Origin of the sequence: Candidatus Sysuiplasma jiujiangense, assembly GCA_019721075.1 — an archaeon.
Lineage (GTDB): Archaea > Thermoplasmatota > Thermoplasmata > Sysuiplasmatales > Sysuiplasmataceae > Sysuiplasma > Sysuiplasma jiujiangense.
Map to the genome: position 1 here is coordinate 180,261 of JAHEAD010000001.1, position 17,258 is coordinate 197,518.

The window sequence follows — 17,258 nt, forward strand, 5'->3', positions numbered from 1 at the left end:
CAGATGGCACAGCGGGAGCTCGTACTGGACAGATCGCAGGTCAGACTGATACTAGTAGGTGTAATCAGCGGTCTGACTTCTGAAGTGGAGATAGTCAGGAGTGCGGTAGAGCGGTACAGGCCCTCTGCCATAGGTCTTTCAATTACCGGAGAAGAAATTGAAGGAATTAGAAAATGGAATGGCAATGAAAATGCGGAATTGCCTCCTTATTCAGATTTCGACAGATTCTACATAAGGGAGATGTCTAGATTTGGCGAAGTACGGTTACCTTCACCACCGCTGGCGTTCTTAATCGAATTCGCAGGTAAAGCACGATTGCCTGTCTTTCCACTCGACATGGACGAGGAAGAATACTCAGCTACCTATCTGAAATATGTTTCACCTGCATCGCTCTTCTTCAGTTCTCTCTTCAGGTCCAGGAGGAGGAGAAGGAACTTAAGAGGAACCGCAGAGGAAGTCGCATGTGAAATCGATAGGATAAGCATGCATCCGAAAGGAGTGGAAATCGTTGAACTCGAGAGAGACAGATACATATCACGAAAAATCCTATCCCTTGCAATGGAGAACACTCCATTTATGGCGATAATCAATTATGAAAGACTGTCACGAATACTCAGCTTCCTGAAAGAGTCCGGGGAGCATTTCTGATAGCAGTCGTATTGATTTTATGCAATGTATGCAATGGGATGGTTATAATCCAATAATACCGGCTTGATGTTGAGTTTCCTGAATCTTACGCCTCACGGCAGGGCCTCGATCCCCGAACTTCGGCACATTTGTCTATTGAGAAGGCAGACGACACCTGCACTATTCAATCCTGCAGATATGAACCTTATTCGTCAAGCATGTCCCTTTCCCTTTGACCCTCTTTACACTTACAGATGCATGCTTCCCTTTTAAAGACACGCCAGCGTATCTGAGACACCAGCTGAAGCTCCCATTATATCCGAAATATGTGGCCAATTTTTGAACAAGTCAGCCTCAATTCACCCTCTTGCTGTTGTTTTTTGTTCGCCGTTTTTTTTTGCAGCGTGATTACGATCGCTGGTAATTATATAGGTATCCTCAACCGGATAGTTATGAAAAATCCATCATCATTTCAATTTTCAATGCCCAAACTGCAGTATTCTGACCTGATTTCTCTAATGCTGGCGACATACATACGATAAATTCCGCAAAAAACCATTTCTTTTCAATCGAAAAGGAAAAGGATGGTCGATAGACAAATACTGGTTAATTTACAATGGCAGGTGAAATAATGTCATCATCTACTAATAGGATGAGATTTACTAACTATCAAATAGACCGTAAAGTTGAATAGAACCAACCAGATGTTATTCAAACAGGCTGGAATCGAGGCAGTGGATTGAAAAATGGTCGATGAGCAGAATACAAAGAATCCAAAAAAGGAATGCTACAATTGCTGGAGACTCATTCCTGAAGATGCAAAATTCTGCCCTTTCTGCGGTTTTGATCAGATTGAGAAGGCAGGCTTCAAACTCATATCCGAGCAGAAAGGTGTTGCAAATGCAGTTAATTCAAATGATGCGGCTCACCAGGTGCCCCAGGCAGGTGTTTCAGGTTCATTTACATCCAACAACTATTACCCCCCCGCTCAATACAATCGATACACGCAGATTAGAACAGATGCTGGATGGGGGCAGATGCCGAGGTACCATCCGGCTGCACTGAATAAACACACTTCCTGGGTAGATATCGCAAGAGTCATAGGAGCGTTTGGCGCGCTTATTTATGTTGTAGCTCTCGTGATAGAGATCGCGGCGGTCTACCTTTACACTGAATACATACCATCTATGGCTGCATATCCGCAGCCCTTTCCCTTCTATTTCGTAATACCTCCTTTTCCGACTCTCCTGATTAATGGAGTTTATTCCACGGGTTACTACATAGTGTATCCGGTAATCGCCATAATCGCTACACTTTGCGTCATCTATTTACTCAGAGTATCAGGTCATTTCAAAAAGGAGATATCGCTTGGCTTCAGGGGATATGCAAAGAGCACGCTTTTCCTGATAGCCGGTCTGTTCATGGCCTATTTTTTTATGAGTTACGTCCTCGCAATAGCCGCCGAAGCACTTGGCCAAACCCTGCCTACTCCTGATTTTGGCGCCCTGCCGAACTATATGCTGATATTTGATTTTGTTTTTGCACCAATATGGGAGGAAACAGTCTACAGGATGATGCTCATAGGAATACCTCTTCTCATCTACTCTTTAGCAACTGGTAAAAGAAACAACAGGAAATTCTGGAGGTTTCTGGCTGGGGGTAACATACAGATTACGAAACCTGTGATAGTGCTCATGCTTCTATCCTCCACAATATTCGGAGTTGCACACTGGAGTTCCGGTTCAGGATGGGGGCTCTGGAAGATCTTCCCTGCCTTTGTGGCAGGGCTGATGCTGTCATATTTGTTTGTCAAGAAGGGACTTTGGGCAAGTATGCTTTTTCATTTCAGTGTGGATGCAACAGGCATAGTAACATCTCCTGCAAACAATAATGTCTTGCTGAACTCTGCATTCGACGGTTTCTTCTTGATATGGGTTGCGATCGGGCTCATCTTTTTTATTTACTGGATTTTAATTGTCTATGGGTTCGCAAGGGGGAAGAGCGCGTTGCCCATGTCTGTGTCGCTGAGGTACACTTCAACGACAGTTTCATCTGAAACCGAAAATTCTTCACCTGCGATGAGAAATGCGACCGTATCCGATCAGAGAATTTCCGGCATTACGGGAGAAGAAAGAGTTTCACCTTACCCGGGCGGCAATCAATACAGCAGACAATTCTTGGAAGGAGGACAGAGACCGCACGGAACACAGGATGTACACAATGTAGAGCAGTTCGGGGGAAGAATTCCGGGTGTTCCCGGCGAGCCTGCATTCGGATATAGCTGCTCCAGTTGCGGCGGACTCGAGGCAAAATATGAAAATGGAAAATTCGTCTGCGTCTACTGCGGGCACGAATCTGACAGGTAATCGTCAAGGTTTTGACAGGTATTCCTTACCGCTGATAGCTTCTTTGATGTTTTTCGCCTCTATTACTACAGGGACTTCAAGCTGGAGCGCAACCTTCATCATCTCCCCCACTGGAAGAACGCCCTTTCCGATTTGAAGGTGAGAATCAGTTTTCCCGTCATTATCACTGATGTCGACCATTTTGATGACGTTCCTGAACCTAAGAAAGGAGGTATAATCTCCATCCATAGCCGCGTGGGAAATGTCGTAACAGAACTCCGCCTGAGTTCCAGAAATAAGCTTCGCCAAGTCGGATGGTGAAGAACATGCAGCGGCACTGGTTGAAGGCATGTTCTCTACCATAAGTACGGAATTAAGATTTCTAGCTAAAGTCGACAGCGCTGTGATTGCTTCTCTTGAGAGCAACATAGCTCTCTCCTTATCATGCATCGAAAGCACTGAAAAAATTCCCGGATGTATCACAAATTCCTTAACTCCAAGGTCGGAGAATCTTCGAATATTTTCAGCACAATCGTTTATTGAAGCCATCCTGATACTTCTGTTCAGACTCGCGACATTGACGTCGTTGAAAGGCAGATGTACCGAATACTTCAATTCATACGAATTTGAAATATCGGAAAATTCGCCTGCTATGTTTGAAGCAGAATGCTTGCCTTCTGCAATTATCTGCCATCCGTCAAAGTGATCAGATAATTCATCCATGAATTCACCGAGGTGCAGAAAGCAGAGGGAGGGAGAAGATAAGTGAAAGCTGGTGCTCAAAGCATTCCTCCCCGATCTTTTGAATTCACTGGATCAGCCTCCTTCCCCCTTCCTGATAAATTTCCCTGTATACCAAGCAGTTTTTCAAAGTAGAGAAGAGGATAATCAATATTGCCGCTAAACAGTATTTCTCCCAGGGGCTTAGGCTCATCCACTGTGTTAACTTTCCCGGCAAAGGCTGCCTGTTTATTGAGAAGTATTGAAAAACCTGAGTTAGTACAGTTCCTTTTGATTTCTTCGACGAATGAATACCGGATCTTCTGCTCGGTAACAAGCTGGATCAAATTCTGTACGTCGGTTACTTCCCCTCTGATAATATTGCCGTCGGTAATCAGCTCGACACTGGGAAAAATAGAGAGAATTGCTGTTTTTATCTTTTCCACATCTTCGGTTGGATAGGCTTCAGCACTAACAGCGAATTTCACCAATTTGACACCACATGCCATGTCAACGAACTTGTTTGCAATAAACATTACCAGTCACTGTCATGAAAATTTGTGATAATAGTGCCAACACTTCTAAAGGGTTATAGGGACTGACGGCCCGTAATCCATATTCCAGCATGTGTGCAGGCTCTTACCTGGATGTCTGTGAGGGGCAGTTTTCAGGACATGTGGATGACGGCCCATTACAACATGAATCTGCCTGCATCGTAACCGGCATAACCCTTCTACGGAAAAAAGGTGCCGTAAAGAGTGTTTGCCGTTGATTGGTTCTCCACTATTTGCAACATGCATAGCGAGGAGAAAGATAAGCATGTTGCCGGTTCGCGCATCCATACCCCAGCGTAAAGTGCCAAGTACAGAGACGCTCCGGCATTTCCAAGGTGTACACATCAACCGACGGTAAAACAGGCTGTTTGAAATAATCACGGACGAGGCAATCGAAGAAGTAAAATCAGCGTAACCAAGAACAGGTTAACGGTGTGCCTGTGACAGAACACCCGTCCATACCCGTCAACGCCTTGAAAGACGACACCGGTGCGAAATATAACCGAGCGTTACAAGGATCAGAGGATAGAAACTGGATAACGTAAACGACATTGAACACGGTCTTCAGATGGCGGAGAAGACCGTTCCTACATAAAATAGGCAGGAATTAAGGACACCTATACGGATGGCTGCTTCGAAACACACAGGAAACACATGGCATCTGAATATCGGCGGCATAACGCCGCAGTATTTGTATAGCTTCTTGGTACAATTCATTTATAATCATGTTTATATTCAATTGCAGTTACAAAAATTATATAGCTAGGCAGATAATTCCGTTCAGCGATGGCTGCTGAAGGGAAGAAAGAACTGAGATCGCACGTCTCGCAGCTTGAGAAAACAACAATACATCTCACTGCAGAGCGTGATGAAGCGCTGAAGAGGGCCGATGTTCTCAGGTCGGAGAATGGAAAACTGAGATCTGAGATGGAACAGCTGCTGCACAGGCTGCTGCTTCATGAAAACCACATACCCCTTCCATCCCTGCAGAAGAATGAGAAGAAGCAGGAAGAAAAGGCGAAGAAGAAACGTGGCGCACCCTAAGAACACATGGGCGCCACCAGGAAGATTCCCGAACACGATGGGACTGTCACAGTCACTGCAGAGAAGTGTAACGAATGCGGCAACACCGATCTCGGAGAGCCTGTGAGAACAGAGAATAAGACAACAATAGACATTCTGCCGCCGCAGAAGGTGAAGATCACCGAGTTCATACCCGATGTGTACAGATGCAGCTGCTGCGGCAAGGAGTTCACAGCAAGACACACGGACTGCCCGCAGAAGGGTACGCTTGGCATCCACATGCTCGCCTGCATAACGATGCTCAAGTACCATCTCAGCGGGCCGATAAGGAAGATACAGGAGTTCCTCGCAGTCAACAACAACTTCAGCATAAGCACCATGGGCATCAATAACGCACTCCTCCGTGTCGGCGACGCATGCCGCTCCGAATATGATGCGGCAATGGAGCGCATCCGCAATGCGAAATGAGTGCACATTGACGGGATCGGCATGGCAGTCAGCGGCGACAAAATGGTGTCTCTGGATATTCCGTTCGAATGAGAACGATGTGCTCGCCGTCATAACGGATTCGAGGGGAAGGAAAGCCGTCAGGGAAGACATGTGGGATGGTTTTCATGGTCCTGCAGTTGTTGACGAATGGAGCACATACGGTAATCAGACTGCAATACAGAGATGCTGGGCGCATCTGCTGAGGGAGGTCGCGCATTCAAAGAGGCATCTGAGCATGGCAGTGCGCTTTCAGAACGCATGCACACCATGTTCACCGAACTCAACCGAACTCAAGAAATTGCAGGAGAGCAATCCTCCAATGAATGCCGGGGAAGATGCGAAGCAGAAGCCCGACGGCGTCATAGAGAAACTGGTCGAGGAATACAGTGAATACACGGAACTGTCAAAACCCGTCACTTACATACGCAACGGCCTCGGACACTGGTACACATGCCTCCTCTATCCGCGCATGGAGCCGACGAACAATCTGGGCGAGCAGGCAATAAGGGAGCATGTCCTCATACGCAAGATCACAGGAACATTCCGTTCAGAGAACGGATCACAGAACTACCAGTACATAGCATCGCTCCTCTCAACATGGAAACTCAAGGACATGAACATGTTCGAGGAGCTTGAGAAACTGATGAGGCAGCGGCTCTGTCTCTCGACAGGTACAGACCATGGATGAGATTATTGAGAAATATCGCGGCATATTTGATAAGGAGCTATGCAAATATATGCCGCATTTCCACATACATGATAGACTGACACAACCCGACACATTCCGTCATGCACCCGTATGCCCTCTACAGCTCTCACTGGAGGGATAAAGTACGCAATCGCAGTCCATTAAAAAATGACATTCGACGTAAAGACCTTGCGGCAGCATAACGGTGTAATACTATATATCCATAAGATTGATCCCAAGGTCGGACAACATGGTTCGCGTTTTCACTTTGGGGATTTGCTCCGTTGACGAGTCTTCGGGGCTGGAACGACTCATTTCACTCATCAACGAGGAAACTCTTCCAGACAGCACTATAATCAGTGACATCGTGATTGTGGTTAGCGGTGATTCTGCCGATACTATCTCAGTCGCAATGAATGCCAAATCCAGATTCCAGAAAACGGTTATTGTTGAACATGAGAGGAAGGGAAAAGCAGATGCAATTAATCGGATAATTGATGCCATGAAGGGGAAAAACCTTCTTCTGATTAATGCAGATGCTCTGCCGATGAAGGGTTCCATCGGATCAATAATGAAGGAATTTGCAGCTTCCAATGTTGGGATGATGTGCGCAATGCCGGTGCCGGCTGATTCTGAATGCAGTTCTTTTGTCCGGGCATTATCAAGATTCACCTGGTCCCTTCACAATTCAACTATGGAAACACTCCAGGACAGAGGCGGCATTATGCATCTCACCGACGAAATGATCGCAATAGCGGACAAGACCATAACTATGCTACCTGAAGGTACTGTGAATGATGGAGCCTATCTCAGCACTTTGTGCCAGATTGGGGGAGAAAAGGTGTCGTATTCAAAAAGTGCCGTCGTTATGATTTCAATCCCCCGCACTGTTCAGGATTTCATTAAACAGCGAATCAGGATAATTTATGGTCACCTTCAAGTAAACAAATTGATTGGAGAATTTCCAGGAACCGCTGAGTTCGCAAGTTTGAAAAATCCCATGACTGGGGCCAGAATTCTTGTTGATTTTGCCAAGAGAAAACCACTTGAATCACTTCTTCTTCCGTCAGCCCTGTTTTTTGAATTTATTGCAATAAAACACGCATTGAAAGAGATGAAGAGAAAGGAAAATCCACACAAAGTCTGGAAAAGGGTTTCAAGCGCCACTTGGAAGTGATAAAATGACATCCGAGGCAACATTCAACCTTGAGCGGGCGAAGAATGAGGTTATGCAGGAACTGAAAAACTCGGCTTTTTGTGGATTCAGCTCAACAGTAGATTTTTTGCAGGAAAAGCTGGGCCCCGATGATGAAAAGTTCAAGAAGGTCTACCGGGACGCAATAAATTCACTTGTGGCACAGGGCAAACTTGTAATAAGGGAAGAAGAAATAACACTAGCAGAAAGATTTGATATCCTTGGCAGCCGGAAGGAAAGCAGTAATCGTGCCAGGTATAGATACGATTTTGCATCGTCCTTTCTGAAAAATGTCCTGTCTTGCTCTACGGATGTCCTGACTGCTGGAATAAGTGGATCGGTATCCTATGATTCGGCTGGAGAAAACGATGATGTGGACATCATGGTAATTGCAAAGGATGGAACCCTATGGACAGTACTCTGGAAACTTCTCCTTGAAGCGCGGAAGAAAAGAAAGCTATTTCCTGGCGGCCCCATAATCTGCCTGAGCTATTGCATGGAAGACACGCCGTTCAGGAAAGAGGCACAGAAGCACCGGACTCGCCTTTTTGCGAGTGATTTCCTCAACACTAAAGTTGTCATAGGAATGCCCTACTTCAAAGAGGTACTGAGGGACAACAGCTGGATGGCGGATTTCTATCCCCGGAGTTATGCACGTCTCGCAGGCAGAAACGTGGGTCTGTATTGTATGGAAAATCAGGCCGCTGCGTCAGTGAAAGGAAAGTGGAATGGCATCAAATATCTTGTGGCAGGGACATATCTCGGCATGTTCGCAAGAGGCAGAAATCTTCGCTTTTCTATTAGCGGCATGAGTCGCTCCAAGTTTAAAGCGAACATAGCTGTAGACAGATGTATATATGAATCATCCAAATGGAATCACCTTGAGAAGCTCAGCAGTCAGAATGAATGATTTATTCCTTGGAATACATTCATTTGAGTATATTTTTGACTAATTACTGATTAATTGACTGACTTTATTGCTGAAAACCTTAAATATGATTTCATCAAGTTCCATTCCGTAGACGGAGGCTGTCGTTGTTTGAATAAACGGGAATTTTCTGCGCAGAATGTGATTGAGTCTGTTTCAAAAGAAGGTGTAAAATGGATAGATCTGCAGTTCACTGATCTTCTTGGCGGACTGCAGCATATAACAATACCATCTTCTGCCCTGACAGACAAGAGCTTTTTGAAAGGGGTAAACAAACTCGACGGCTCTTCAATAAAGGGATTCAAGGAGATTCACGAATCTGACATGGTAATGAGACCTGACCCATCGACATATGCTGTCCTGCCTTTCTTCAAGGATGATCAAAAAACAGCAAGACTCCTTGTGGATATTTATGAAGGTGGCTCAAATGAGAGATTCAGCAGGGATCCCAGGTATGTTGCCCAGAAAGCAGTTGATTATGCAAGAATTAACGGATACGACGCAACTTACTGGGGCCCGGAGCCTGAGTTTTTTGTTTTTGACGGCATTAAAGTAACACCTACCCCTCTGAGCGCAAGAGACGGCTGGGGAGGTTCAGGGTATGAGATCATATCCAAAGAAGCTCCGTGGTACAACGACAGCGGTAAGCAATTTCCGATTAGATTCAAAGAAGGCTATTATCCTGCGCCCCCGCAGGATACGCTCGTTGATTTCAGAAACGAAGCTGCCGGAATACTCACAAATACCTTCGGAATGGAGGTTGATGCGCACCACCACGAAGTTGCGACTGCAGGGCAATGCGAGTTAAATCTGCACTTTGATGAACTCGTCAGAATGGCGGACAACGTAATAACTATGAAATATGTTCTCAAGAACGTTGCAAAGAATATGGGAATGATTTGTACCTGGATGCCAAAACCGGTATTCGGTGACAATGCCTCTGGAATGCACGTTCACCAGAGTCTGTGGAGCTCAAGCAAAAATGCATTCTATGATCCTTCCGACGATTACGCAGAGATAAGTCAGAGTTGCAGATACTATATCGGCGGACTCATGGATCATGCCAGGGCTCTGTGTGCAATAACAAATCCGACTACAAATTCATACAGAAGGCTCGTGCCGGGATACGAGGCACCTGTATTTATTGCTTGGAGCAAGCGCAACAGATCTGCCAACATAAGGATACCCATGTATGAGAGAGGGGAAGAGAAGAGCAAAAGACTCGAATACAGGACTCCTGACCCAAGTTCAAATATTTACCTTGCAGAAGCGGCGATGCTTGCTGCTGGTATCGACGGCATAAAAAAGAAGATTGATCCGGGCAATCCTGTGGACAGGGACATTTACAAATTGACTCAGATGGACAGGAGGGAACTCGGAATCAAGGAATTGCCAGGGAGCCTGAAGGAGAGCCTAGATGAGCTTGAATCTGACCATGACTTCCTGTTGCCGGTTTTCTCCAAGGATCTCATTGAGAGGCACATTGAACTGAAAATGGAAGAGTTTCTCAATGTATCCATACGGACAACACCCTATGAGGTTTACAGGTATATGGATATCTGATGCTTCATTCGTGATCACTTGTTCCCTTTCAATAACGGACTGCATACGGTTAAATAGGAAGGTTATGGCTTTTTGACTCGTGAGTCCGGAAGAGACACCACTTTCAGTAGAATCACTGACAATCAGATATGGAGACAAAACCGCTGTCGAAGATTTGTCATTCGAGGTGAAGGAGGGACAGATATTTGGCCTCCTCGGCCCAAACGGCGCGGGTAAAACATCCACGCTCAAAGCGGTACTTGGGCTAGTGGAAAGGAAAGCGGGCAGGGCACTTGTTTATGGACGGGATGTTTCAGATGACCCTACATATGTTAAAAACAAAATAGGAACCGTTCTGGAAAGCCCGATACTGTTCGATTCACTTACACCAAATGAATTCATGGAATTCGTAGCATCAATAAGGAAGGTGAGTAATGAAAACAGAATCAGGCAGCTTGTAAATGCATTCGGTCTGGAAGAATACATGGAGACGCCAATTGCCAGTCTGTCTATGGGCAACAGACAGAAGACAACCATAATAGCTGCATTGATGTCTGAACCACAGTTGCTCCTGCTTGATGAACCGTTCAACGGTCTTGATATCAGATCTGTTAAGATATTCAGGGAACTCATAATAAACCATATCAGAAAGGGAAATTCAGTGCTCTTTTCAACTCACATACTCGACGTTGCTGAAAAGATGTGTGACGAAGTGGGAATTATTGACGGGGGGAGGATGATTGAGCATGGAACCGTGGATGAACTTAGAGGGAGACTGAAAGGATCAAGCCTGGAGGATGTGTTTCTCAAGGCGACAAAAATGGATGAGGAGATCGAAGCAATTTTGCGTGGGCTGGAGTGATCCGGTTGATCGGTGCAGGACCTGAAATTGAATTATCGCCGAATGTCAGAAGGCGTATAGTCTCTAGGATCTACGGGGAAATTGTTTTCCATGGATATACAGGAATGGGCATTACAGGGATGCCAGTAAAAAATGCAGGAAAGATGATCGCAAGTGCAGCCGTTTACAAGTATGTCTTGACAGTGTTTGTAGCTGTTGCAATGTCGCTGCTGGTAGCATATGCTGCAATAGGCGGTGCTTATAACAAGTCGATATTCCCCGTGTCCGTACTTGTCTGGACTATGCTTATATCTTTGGTCACGGCAATGCAACTTTCTTATGGTGCTTCAGGGAGCGGAAACATCAGAAATTTTCTCTCGACTATGCCATTGAGCAGGAAAGTGGCTTCAAGACTTGCGGCAACAGCCATGATAAAGACAATAGATTTGCCGCTGACCTCTTCGTTGCTGATAATTGTGCTATCGTTTTTCGTACTCGGCTTTTACGGCATGCTTGCCGGATTCCTCGCACTGATGACCGGCTTCTCAGTATTCCTGATAACAGCCTCACTCACAACAAAAATTTTCAGGAGCATACATGTGGATAACAGGATAAGCCTGCTTGTAAGGCTCCTTTCATCACTTCCTATAATTTTCTTTATAGCAGTTCCTACCGTACTTTTCAGACTTGACATAAGCCTTGACAGTACTGAAATAATGTATATTCCGATACTGAGCCTTGCAGGTGTTATGGACGGCTACTTCAGCTCCATAATAGTGTCGTCCATTTTCGGTATCGCACTGACAGTTTATGGTTCTCACCTGTTTGGAAGAAGTGCGATTCAATTAATTTCGCCTAATGAACTTGTCGGAAAAACAGCCGGACGATTGAGACTTAAAATAAGAAGTCCTCTTGTATCGCTCATAATCACGGATTTGAGACAGGTTTTACGCTCTCCCAGGCTGGCAGGCCTTTTTTTCATCCCGTTTGTCCTGATGGTCGTTGTCGTATTTTACTTCACATCATCTTTCAATGGGCGCTTCATTATACCGTTTCCCGTGTTCTATACCGAAGACATATTACCAATGGCTCTGGTCAGTTCTTACATAGCATATGTTCTCTATATGACAGAACTTAAGGGACTGGCATACTTCAAGATGCTCTCTGTGTCTAAATATCTGAATCTTGCAGCAAAGCTTGTGGTGTCGCTTGCGCTGTACGCTGTATCGGCCGTCGTTCTGACAACGATATTGATTATTTCCGGAAAGGGGGAAAACTACATTACAGCGATCTATACACTGTTTTTTCCGCTGCTTGCGTCTGTTATTTTTACATCTGTCTATTTCCAGAACGCTGTGAGAGAGACGAAATTCGGCATAAGTAATCCTTCATCATACATGGTTTATGCCATTACGAATCTTGCAGTTTTTGCTGTTCCTGCGGGAGCATTCCTGGCAGCCTTCCTTCTTTCCGGAAACCAGATGTTCGCAGGACTGTCAATAGCGCTGGTTTCGTCAGTTGAAGCGGTCATAATGATGGTTTTGCTGTCCTTTGCCCCCGAATGATGATTGAAGAGAACACTTTTTAAAGGAATAGTAAAATCAACGTGTGTGTACAGGCGCGAAACCCTTGAGGCCAGAAGAATAGCGAAGGAGAGAATTGAGAAACTCTTCACACTCGCAGAAAGCACAGCTTCGGAAGGAGACAGGGAGAGAAGCAGGAAATACGTGCTTCTTGCGAGGAGGATAGGCATGAAACTGGACATACCCGTTGGACACAGGAAGGAATTTTGCAGAGAGTGCAGCAGTTATCTGCTGCCTGGCAGGAACTGCAGGATTAGGATTTCAAACAGAAGACTTGCGATAACCTGCCTGGAATGTGGTAAAATTTCCCGATTCCCCTTTTCCAGGAAACAGAAGAATGACAGAGTTAATGCCTGTGAGACTGTTAAAGGACAAGTGATATTACGATAGACAGAAAAGAACGTGCAGAGGCACACCGTCTGAAAGCTACGATACAGGTAGGCAAAAGAGGGGTTACAGAAGACTCGATAAGGGAAACGATTTCGCAGATAAAGAAGAGGGGGATGGTAAAGGTTAAATTCAACAGCAGTTCCGAAGAAATAGATTCGTTCATCGATTCCATAAGTGAAAATGCAACTCTCGTGATGAGAAGAGGTAGAACCATCGTGTTCAGAAAAATGAGGTAATCAGGATGTTAGATGCTCGACTCATAAGAGAAAACAGGAAGCTTGTGATTGACTCGTTCATAAACAGAAACAGGGATACATCAATTCTGGACAGATTCGATGATATCGACAGAGCCTGGAAAAAAGCGGTTGACAGGCGAAATGCGATTAATAGAATTAGAAATGAAAGCGCAATAGCGATTTCGAAACTTACTGGCATCGAGAGGGAAAAGGAGATTGAAGAAGCAAAAGGAATTGCAGCGGAGCTTAAGCATGTCAGCGATGAAATTCAAAAACTCGAAAAGGAGAGAGAAGAACTGCTTCTCTATTTTCCAAATATACCAGCAGTAAATACTCCTGTAGGCAAAAGCGAAGAAGAGAACGTAATAGTCGGCATGCCCATTGAGCCTAGGAGGTTTAGTTTCAAACCGCTACCCCATTATGAACTTTGTGAACGACTCAATATGCTTGATATGAAAAGGGGTGCAAAAATAACGGGAAGTGGATTCTATGTCCTGGAGGGTGAAGGGGCTAGACTGGAACGGGCGCTTATCAATTACATGATGGACATGCACAGAAGGCAGGGATATACAGAGGTTCAGGTTCCCGTAATTGTGAGGTCGAAATGCGCGCTTGGTACAGGTACGCTACCTGAAAAGAAGGATGACATGTACTGGGTAGAAGGTGAAGATCTCCTGCTGAATCCCACTGCAGAAGTACCGGTAACCAATCTGTTAAGTGAGGAGATACTCTCTAAGGAGGAGCTGCCGGTATACTATACCGCTTATCTTCGTTCCTTTAGAAAGGAGGCCGGAAAGCATGTGGATCTCAAAGGCATAGGGAGGGTGCACGAGTTTAACAAAGTTGAACTCGTAAAATTTGTCGAACCGGAAGCCAGGATGGAGGAATTGCGGAAACTGCTGAACGATGCAGAGGAAGTGGTAAAGGGATTGAATCTGCCATACAGGATCAAGCACCTCTGTACCGGCGATCTCGGTTTCTCAAACGAGGAGACTTTTGACATAGAAGTTTATGCGCCTGGTGTTGACAACTGGCTTGAAGTCTCTTCCTGCAGTTCGTTCGGGGATTTTCAGGCAAGGAGGGCACATATAAAGTACAGGAAGGCGCCCCATCTAAAGAGCGAGTTTGTAGCCACACTGAACGGTTCAGGCCTTGCGCTGCCAAGGACCTTCATCGGGGTGGTGGAGAATTACCAGCTGGAAGACGGGAGAATTGAGATACCGGATGTTCTCAGGCCTTATATGGGCAATGAAAGAGTGATTTCTCAGTGATTTCTCTGAAGTAAAACCCGTAGTGATAAATATAAGAACAATGAAGCTTCATTTACCCTTTATTCAGGCACAAATATTTCCTGAAAGTTTGGTGTCCATATGGAGGAAGTGGTAGAGATCATTGCCTGTCCGGTATGCAACCAGGAAGTTACGTTAGAGGATGCTTCTTGCCCGCATTGTGGCGCAGAATTCGCCCCTGGAGTGGTAAACGACACAAAGATCGGTGGTAAAATGAAAACAGAGGCAGCAGACAGATCTGCCGGAAGATTGAGTCCTACAAAACCGATTGTCTCCACCGGAGTCCAGACAATCCTTCTGGGTGCAACTTACCTTTTCGGCTATGCATCCATACTTGCCGGGAATTACATCTCACACGGCGGACTCCTAAACAACAGCTACATGACGATACTAGTAGCATTCGGCGTGATAACAATCGCATTTGCTTTCATCGCAGCATTGCTGTTTGGCAGACTCGGGGGAGCGGTAAATTACAGGATCAACATACCTATGATGATTGGTTTTCTGCTTCTTCTGCCGCCGCTCCTATTTATATTCAGGTGGTAAAACCTAGGCGTTTCCTTCTTCGGTTGACGTTTGCGTTGTTGCCGGCGGCTCTCTGCGTGTGGCCTGCATTATCATCCTCTTTTTCCTGGATATGCGGATAAATTGTGAAATTATACCGATGACAACAACTGCAAAAGAAATTTCCGTTGCATACTGTCCGAATCTTATATCCACCAGCCCATAATCCACAAGTAAACCGCCGGCAATCGAGGTAAAGACAGCTACCAGGTCTTTGAAATAGATTATACAGATTATGAAAACCACTATTGCAACAATCAATGCAACGGCAAAGGGAAAAGTGGCTCCCTGAGAACGGCTGCTGAACACTCCTCCCGAAACACCGAAAAGATAGAGCACAAAAATCATAGTGAAATATGCGATCAGCAGAGAGATGCCGGCTTCAGCTATGTAGTAGAAAAGTATGGCGCCTATGAGTGCGCCTATAAATCCTACAAGGAGACCGCCTAAAAGGCCAGCGATCAGTGTACCAAACGAGAGACCTATGACACCGCCAAGAACCGCTCCGATAAGGGTAGTAAGCGGCCTCCAGAGCTCTTCTCCAACAAAGGCGAGAATAAGGCCTATTATTATGGCGATGAAACCCACATAAGGATAGACTGAGTGAGGTATAGAGGGAACAACGGAATATAGCTGATTCAGCATAAATGCAGATCACATCACAATGGTATAACTACTTTATTTAACAGAAATCAAACATGCTGACAACCACCTGGCATCATTTCAGCAAAAAAATGGAAAGGGGTCTTTGGACCCGGTTTAATTTATGAATGTTAAACAATTTATTTCCCAATTCTGAATACCTTTGTACCGCAGTTAGGACATGTGCCCTTTGTTGCAGGCTTCCCATTCTTTAGCTTTGTCTTAACCGGGTTCTTGACTTCAACCGACTTCTTGCACTTTACACAATATGCTTTGACTTTATCAGGCGTGGATTCCACCTTTTGCGTCCATTCACAAGGTATTATAAAAAAGCATCGTGAAAACAAGCATTATTTGCTCTCAATTTTACCTCAAAGCCAGCTAAAAATAAGCGATGCAGGGGGCATGAAGCATCCTTCGCTATGAAAGAATCGTTAATAAATTATTAATATAAAGGTTATCAACCTAGTCCGCACTACCAGGTACAGTCATGCAGAAACCGCTGATAAGTGTAATAATAACAGCTTACGGGAGAAAGATGTTTTTGAAGGATGCGCTTATCTCCGTTGCGTCACAGGATATTGACAGAGACAAATTCGAGATATTTGTTGTCAAGAATTTCAATGATACTGAAATAGATGAGCTTTGCCTTAAGACTGGAGCTGAAATGATAAACAGCGAAGAGAGCAACGTAACACTCTTCAGATATGCCGCCATTGACAGATGCCGAGGAGAGATACTCTGTTTTCTCGATGATGATGACAGATGGGAGAAAAGAAAACTCGAACATGTTCTGGAGGTGTTCAGGAAGTATCGCCGACTTGGCTTCTATAGAAATTCAATAAAATTCATTAACCATGACGGCAGGGTGATAGAGAATCCTTATCGATACAGACCTGTCCAGTTTAATGAGCACGGTCACACTTTATATGTAGATGGCAGCAGGATGGAACGCTTCGCTTCACACGCGGTAAACAGGCGTTACGATTTCAACTGCAGTTCAATTTCTATCAGAAAGGAGATACTTCTTAGATACAGAAACTTTGCACCCGGTATCATATCCTCATTCGATAGTTTCATGTTCTATTGCACAGCAATCAGCGGCTACTCTTTCCTTGCAGATGATAGCGAGTTGACACATTACAGGATTAATGGGGGAAGCATATCATTCTCCCCTACACTGAGCTTCTCCGGAAGACAGACGGTCACGTACAGAACGCTACTCGCAATGGCCGACTTCTACGGCAAGAGGAATCTTATCAAGATGCTCGAAAGACAGCTGGCTTTTTTTATGCTCATTAACACAATACATAAGCAGGAAGCGCAAAAGCGTGAAGTGCTAAGACTCACGGTCGAGTTTACGAGGCATATGCACATATACAAAATCGCTGAAAATTTCGTGACTGCGGTCATCTCCACGATGTACATAATTCATCCAAGTTTAAGCAGATCTCTCTATGAAAAATTCACATCTGTTAAGATGCCTATCCTGCAATAACATCTGCCCTGACATTTTCAATACATCCGTGCGGAGTTGAGAAAGCTCAGGACATATATGCGATGTGCACTATCAGAGTTGCTGAAGACTTCGAATGAGATGGT

Annotated in this window: 18 protein-coding genes; 15 read left to right on the forward strand and 3 right to left on the reverse strand. The window is 45.0% G+C overall.

Features of this window, described 5'->3' with window-relative positions; genetic code table 11:
• The first annotated feature begins 3 nt into the window (after positions 1-3).
• Together KIS29_00875 and KIS29_00880 are read left to right on the forward strand one after the other, a co-directional pair.
• On the forward strand, positions 4-648 hold the full coding sequence (locus KIS29_00875) for a hypothetical protein (GenBank protein MBX8638876.1): 645 nt from the start codon (positions 4-6) through the stop codon (positions 646-648).
• A 725-nt stretch (positions 649-1,373) separates the two neighbouring features.
• On the forward strand, positions 1,374-2,993 hold the full coding sequence (locus KIS29_00880) for a CPBP family intramembrane metalloprotease (protein MBX8638877.1): 1,620 nt from the start codon (positions 1,374-1,376) through the stop codon (positions 2,991-2,993).
• 3 nt (positions 2,994-2,996) lie between these two features.
• On the opposite strand, the gene KIS29_00885 is transcribed toward KIS29_00880, so the two are convergent.
• Entirely contained in the window at positions 2,997-3,695 is a 699-nt protein-coding gene (locus tag KIS29_00885) for a sugar phosphate isomerase/epimerase (protein MBX8638878.1), read from the reverse strand.
• A gap of 56 nt (positions 3,696-3,751) precedes the next feature.
• Positions 3,752-4,228 (reverse strand): hypothetical protein, encoded by a 477-nt coding sequence (locus tag KIS29_00890; GenBank protein ID MBX8638879.1) that lies wholly within the window; start codon positions 4,226-4,228, stop codon positions 3,752-3,754.
• An 804-nt stretch (positions 4,229-5,032) separates the two neighbouring features.
• Here KIS29_00890 and KIS29_00895 point away from each other — a divergent pair.
• From KIS29_00895 to KIS29_00950, 12 genes are all read left to right on the forward strand, one after another.
• On the forward strand, positions 5,033-5,290 hold the full coding sequence (locus tag KIS29_00895) for a hypothetical protein (protein MBX8638880.1): 258 nt from the start codon (positions 5,033-5,035) through the stop codon (positions 5,288-5,290).
• Positions 5,291-5,296: 6 nt separating this feature from the next.
• Positions 5,297-5,737, forward strand: coding sequence for an IS66 family transposase zinc-finger binding domain-containing protein (locus tag KIS29_00900; GenBank protein ID MBX8638881.1), 441 nt, complete (start codon positions 5,297-5,299; stop codon positions 5,735-5,737).
• Positions 5,727-6,446 (forward strand): transposase, encoded by a 720-nt coding sequence (locus tag KIS29_00905; GenBank protein MBX8638882.1) that lies wholly within the window; start codon positions 5,727-5,729, stop codon positions 6,444-6,446. The genes KIS29_00900 and KIS29_00905 overlap by 11 nt, the downstream gene beginning before the upstream one ends.
• Before the next feature lie 250 nt (positions 6,447-6,696).
• Positions 6,697-7,623 carry a glycosyltransferase gene (locus tag KIS29_00910; protein ID MBX8638883.1) on the forward strand — a complete coding sequence of 309 codons (927 nt, stop codon included), beginning with the start codon at positions 6,697-6,699 and terminating at the stop codon, positions 7,621-7,623.
• Positions 7,624-7,627: 4 nt separating this feature from the next.
• Complete coding sequence (locus KIS29_00915; protein MBX8638884.1) at positions 7,628-8,551, forward strand: hypothetical protein; 924 nt, start codon at positions 7,628-7,630, stop codon at positions 8,549-8,551.
• Between the two features lie 129 nt (positions 8,552-8,680).
• Positions 8,681-10,132: a type I glutamate--ammonia ligase gene (gene glnA, locus KIS29_00920; protein MBX8638885.1), complete on the forward strand. Its 1,452-nt coding sequence runs from the start codon at positions 8,681-8,683 to the stop codon at positions 10,130-10,132.
• A 79-nt stretch (positions 10,133-10,211) separates the two neighbouring features.
• Complete coding sequence (locus tag KIS29_00925) at positions 10,212-10,973, forward strand: ABC transporter ATP-binding protein (protein ID MBX8638886.1); 762 nt, start codon at positions 10,212-10,214, stop codon at positions 10,971-10,973.
• A 5-nt stretch (positions 10,974-10,978) separates the two neighbouring features.
• The gene (locus tag KIS29_00930) at positions 10,979-12,517 is read left to right on the forward strand and encodes a hypothetical protein (GenBank protein MBX8638887.1); all 1,539 of its coding nucleotides are present in this window, start codon (positions 10,979-10,981) and stop codon (positions 12,515-12,517) included.
• A gap of 27 nt (positions 12,518-12,544) precedes the next feature.
• Complete coding sequence (locus tag KIS29_00935; protein MBX8638888.1) at positions 12,545-12,925, forward strand: hypothetical protein; 381 nt, start codon at positions 12,545-12,547, stop codon at positions 12,923-12,925.
• Entirely contained in the window at positions 12,916-13,161 is a 246-nt protein-coding gene (locus KIS29_00940; protein MBX8638889.1) for a YhbY family RNA-binding protein, read from the forward strand. The genes KIS29_00935 and KIS29_00940 overlap by 10 nt, the downstream gene beginning before the upstream one ends.
• Before the next feature lie 5 nt (positions 13,162-13,166).
• Positions 13,167-14,432, forward strand: a complete 1,266-nt coding sequence (gene serS / locus KIS29_00945) for a serine--tRNA ligase (protein ID MBX8638890.1) — start codon at positions 13,167-13,169, stop codon at positions 14,430-14,432.
• Positions 14,433-14,531: 99 nt separating this feature from the next.
• Positions 14,532-14,996 carry a hypothetical protein gene (locus KIS29_00950; protein MBX8638891.1) on the forward strand — a complete coding sequence of 155 codons (465 nt, stop codon included), beginning with the start codon at positions 14,532-14,534 and terminating at the stop codon, positions 14,994-14,996.
• A gap of 3 nt (positions 14,997-14,999) precedes the next feature.
• On the opposite strand, the gene KIS29_00955 is transcribed toward KIS29_00950, so the two are convergent.
• Positions 15,000-15,659 carry a hypothetical protein gene (locus KIS29_00955; GenBank protein MBX8638892.1) on the reverse strand — a complete coding sequence of 220 codons (660 nt, stop codon included), beginning with the start codon at positions 15,657-15,659 and terminating at the stop codon, positions 15,000-15,002.
• A gap of 487 nt (positions 15,660-16,146) precedes the next feature.
• On the opposite strand from KIS29_00955, the gene KIS29_00960 reads away from it, so the two are divergent.
• Positions 16,147-17,154, forward strand: coding sequence for a glycosyltransferase family 2 protein (locus KIS29_00960; GenBank protein MBX8638893.1), 1,008 nt, complete (start codon positions 16,147-16,149; stop codon positions 17,152-17,154).
• Positions 17,155-17,258: the final 104 nt, after the last annotated feature.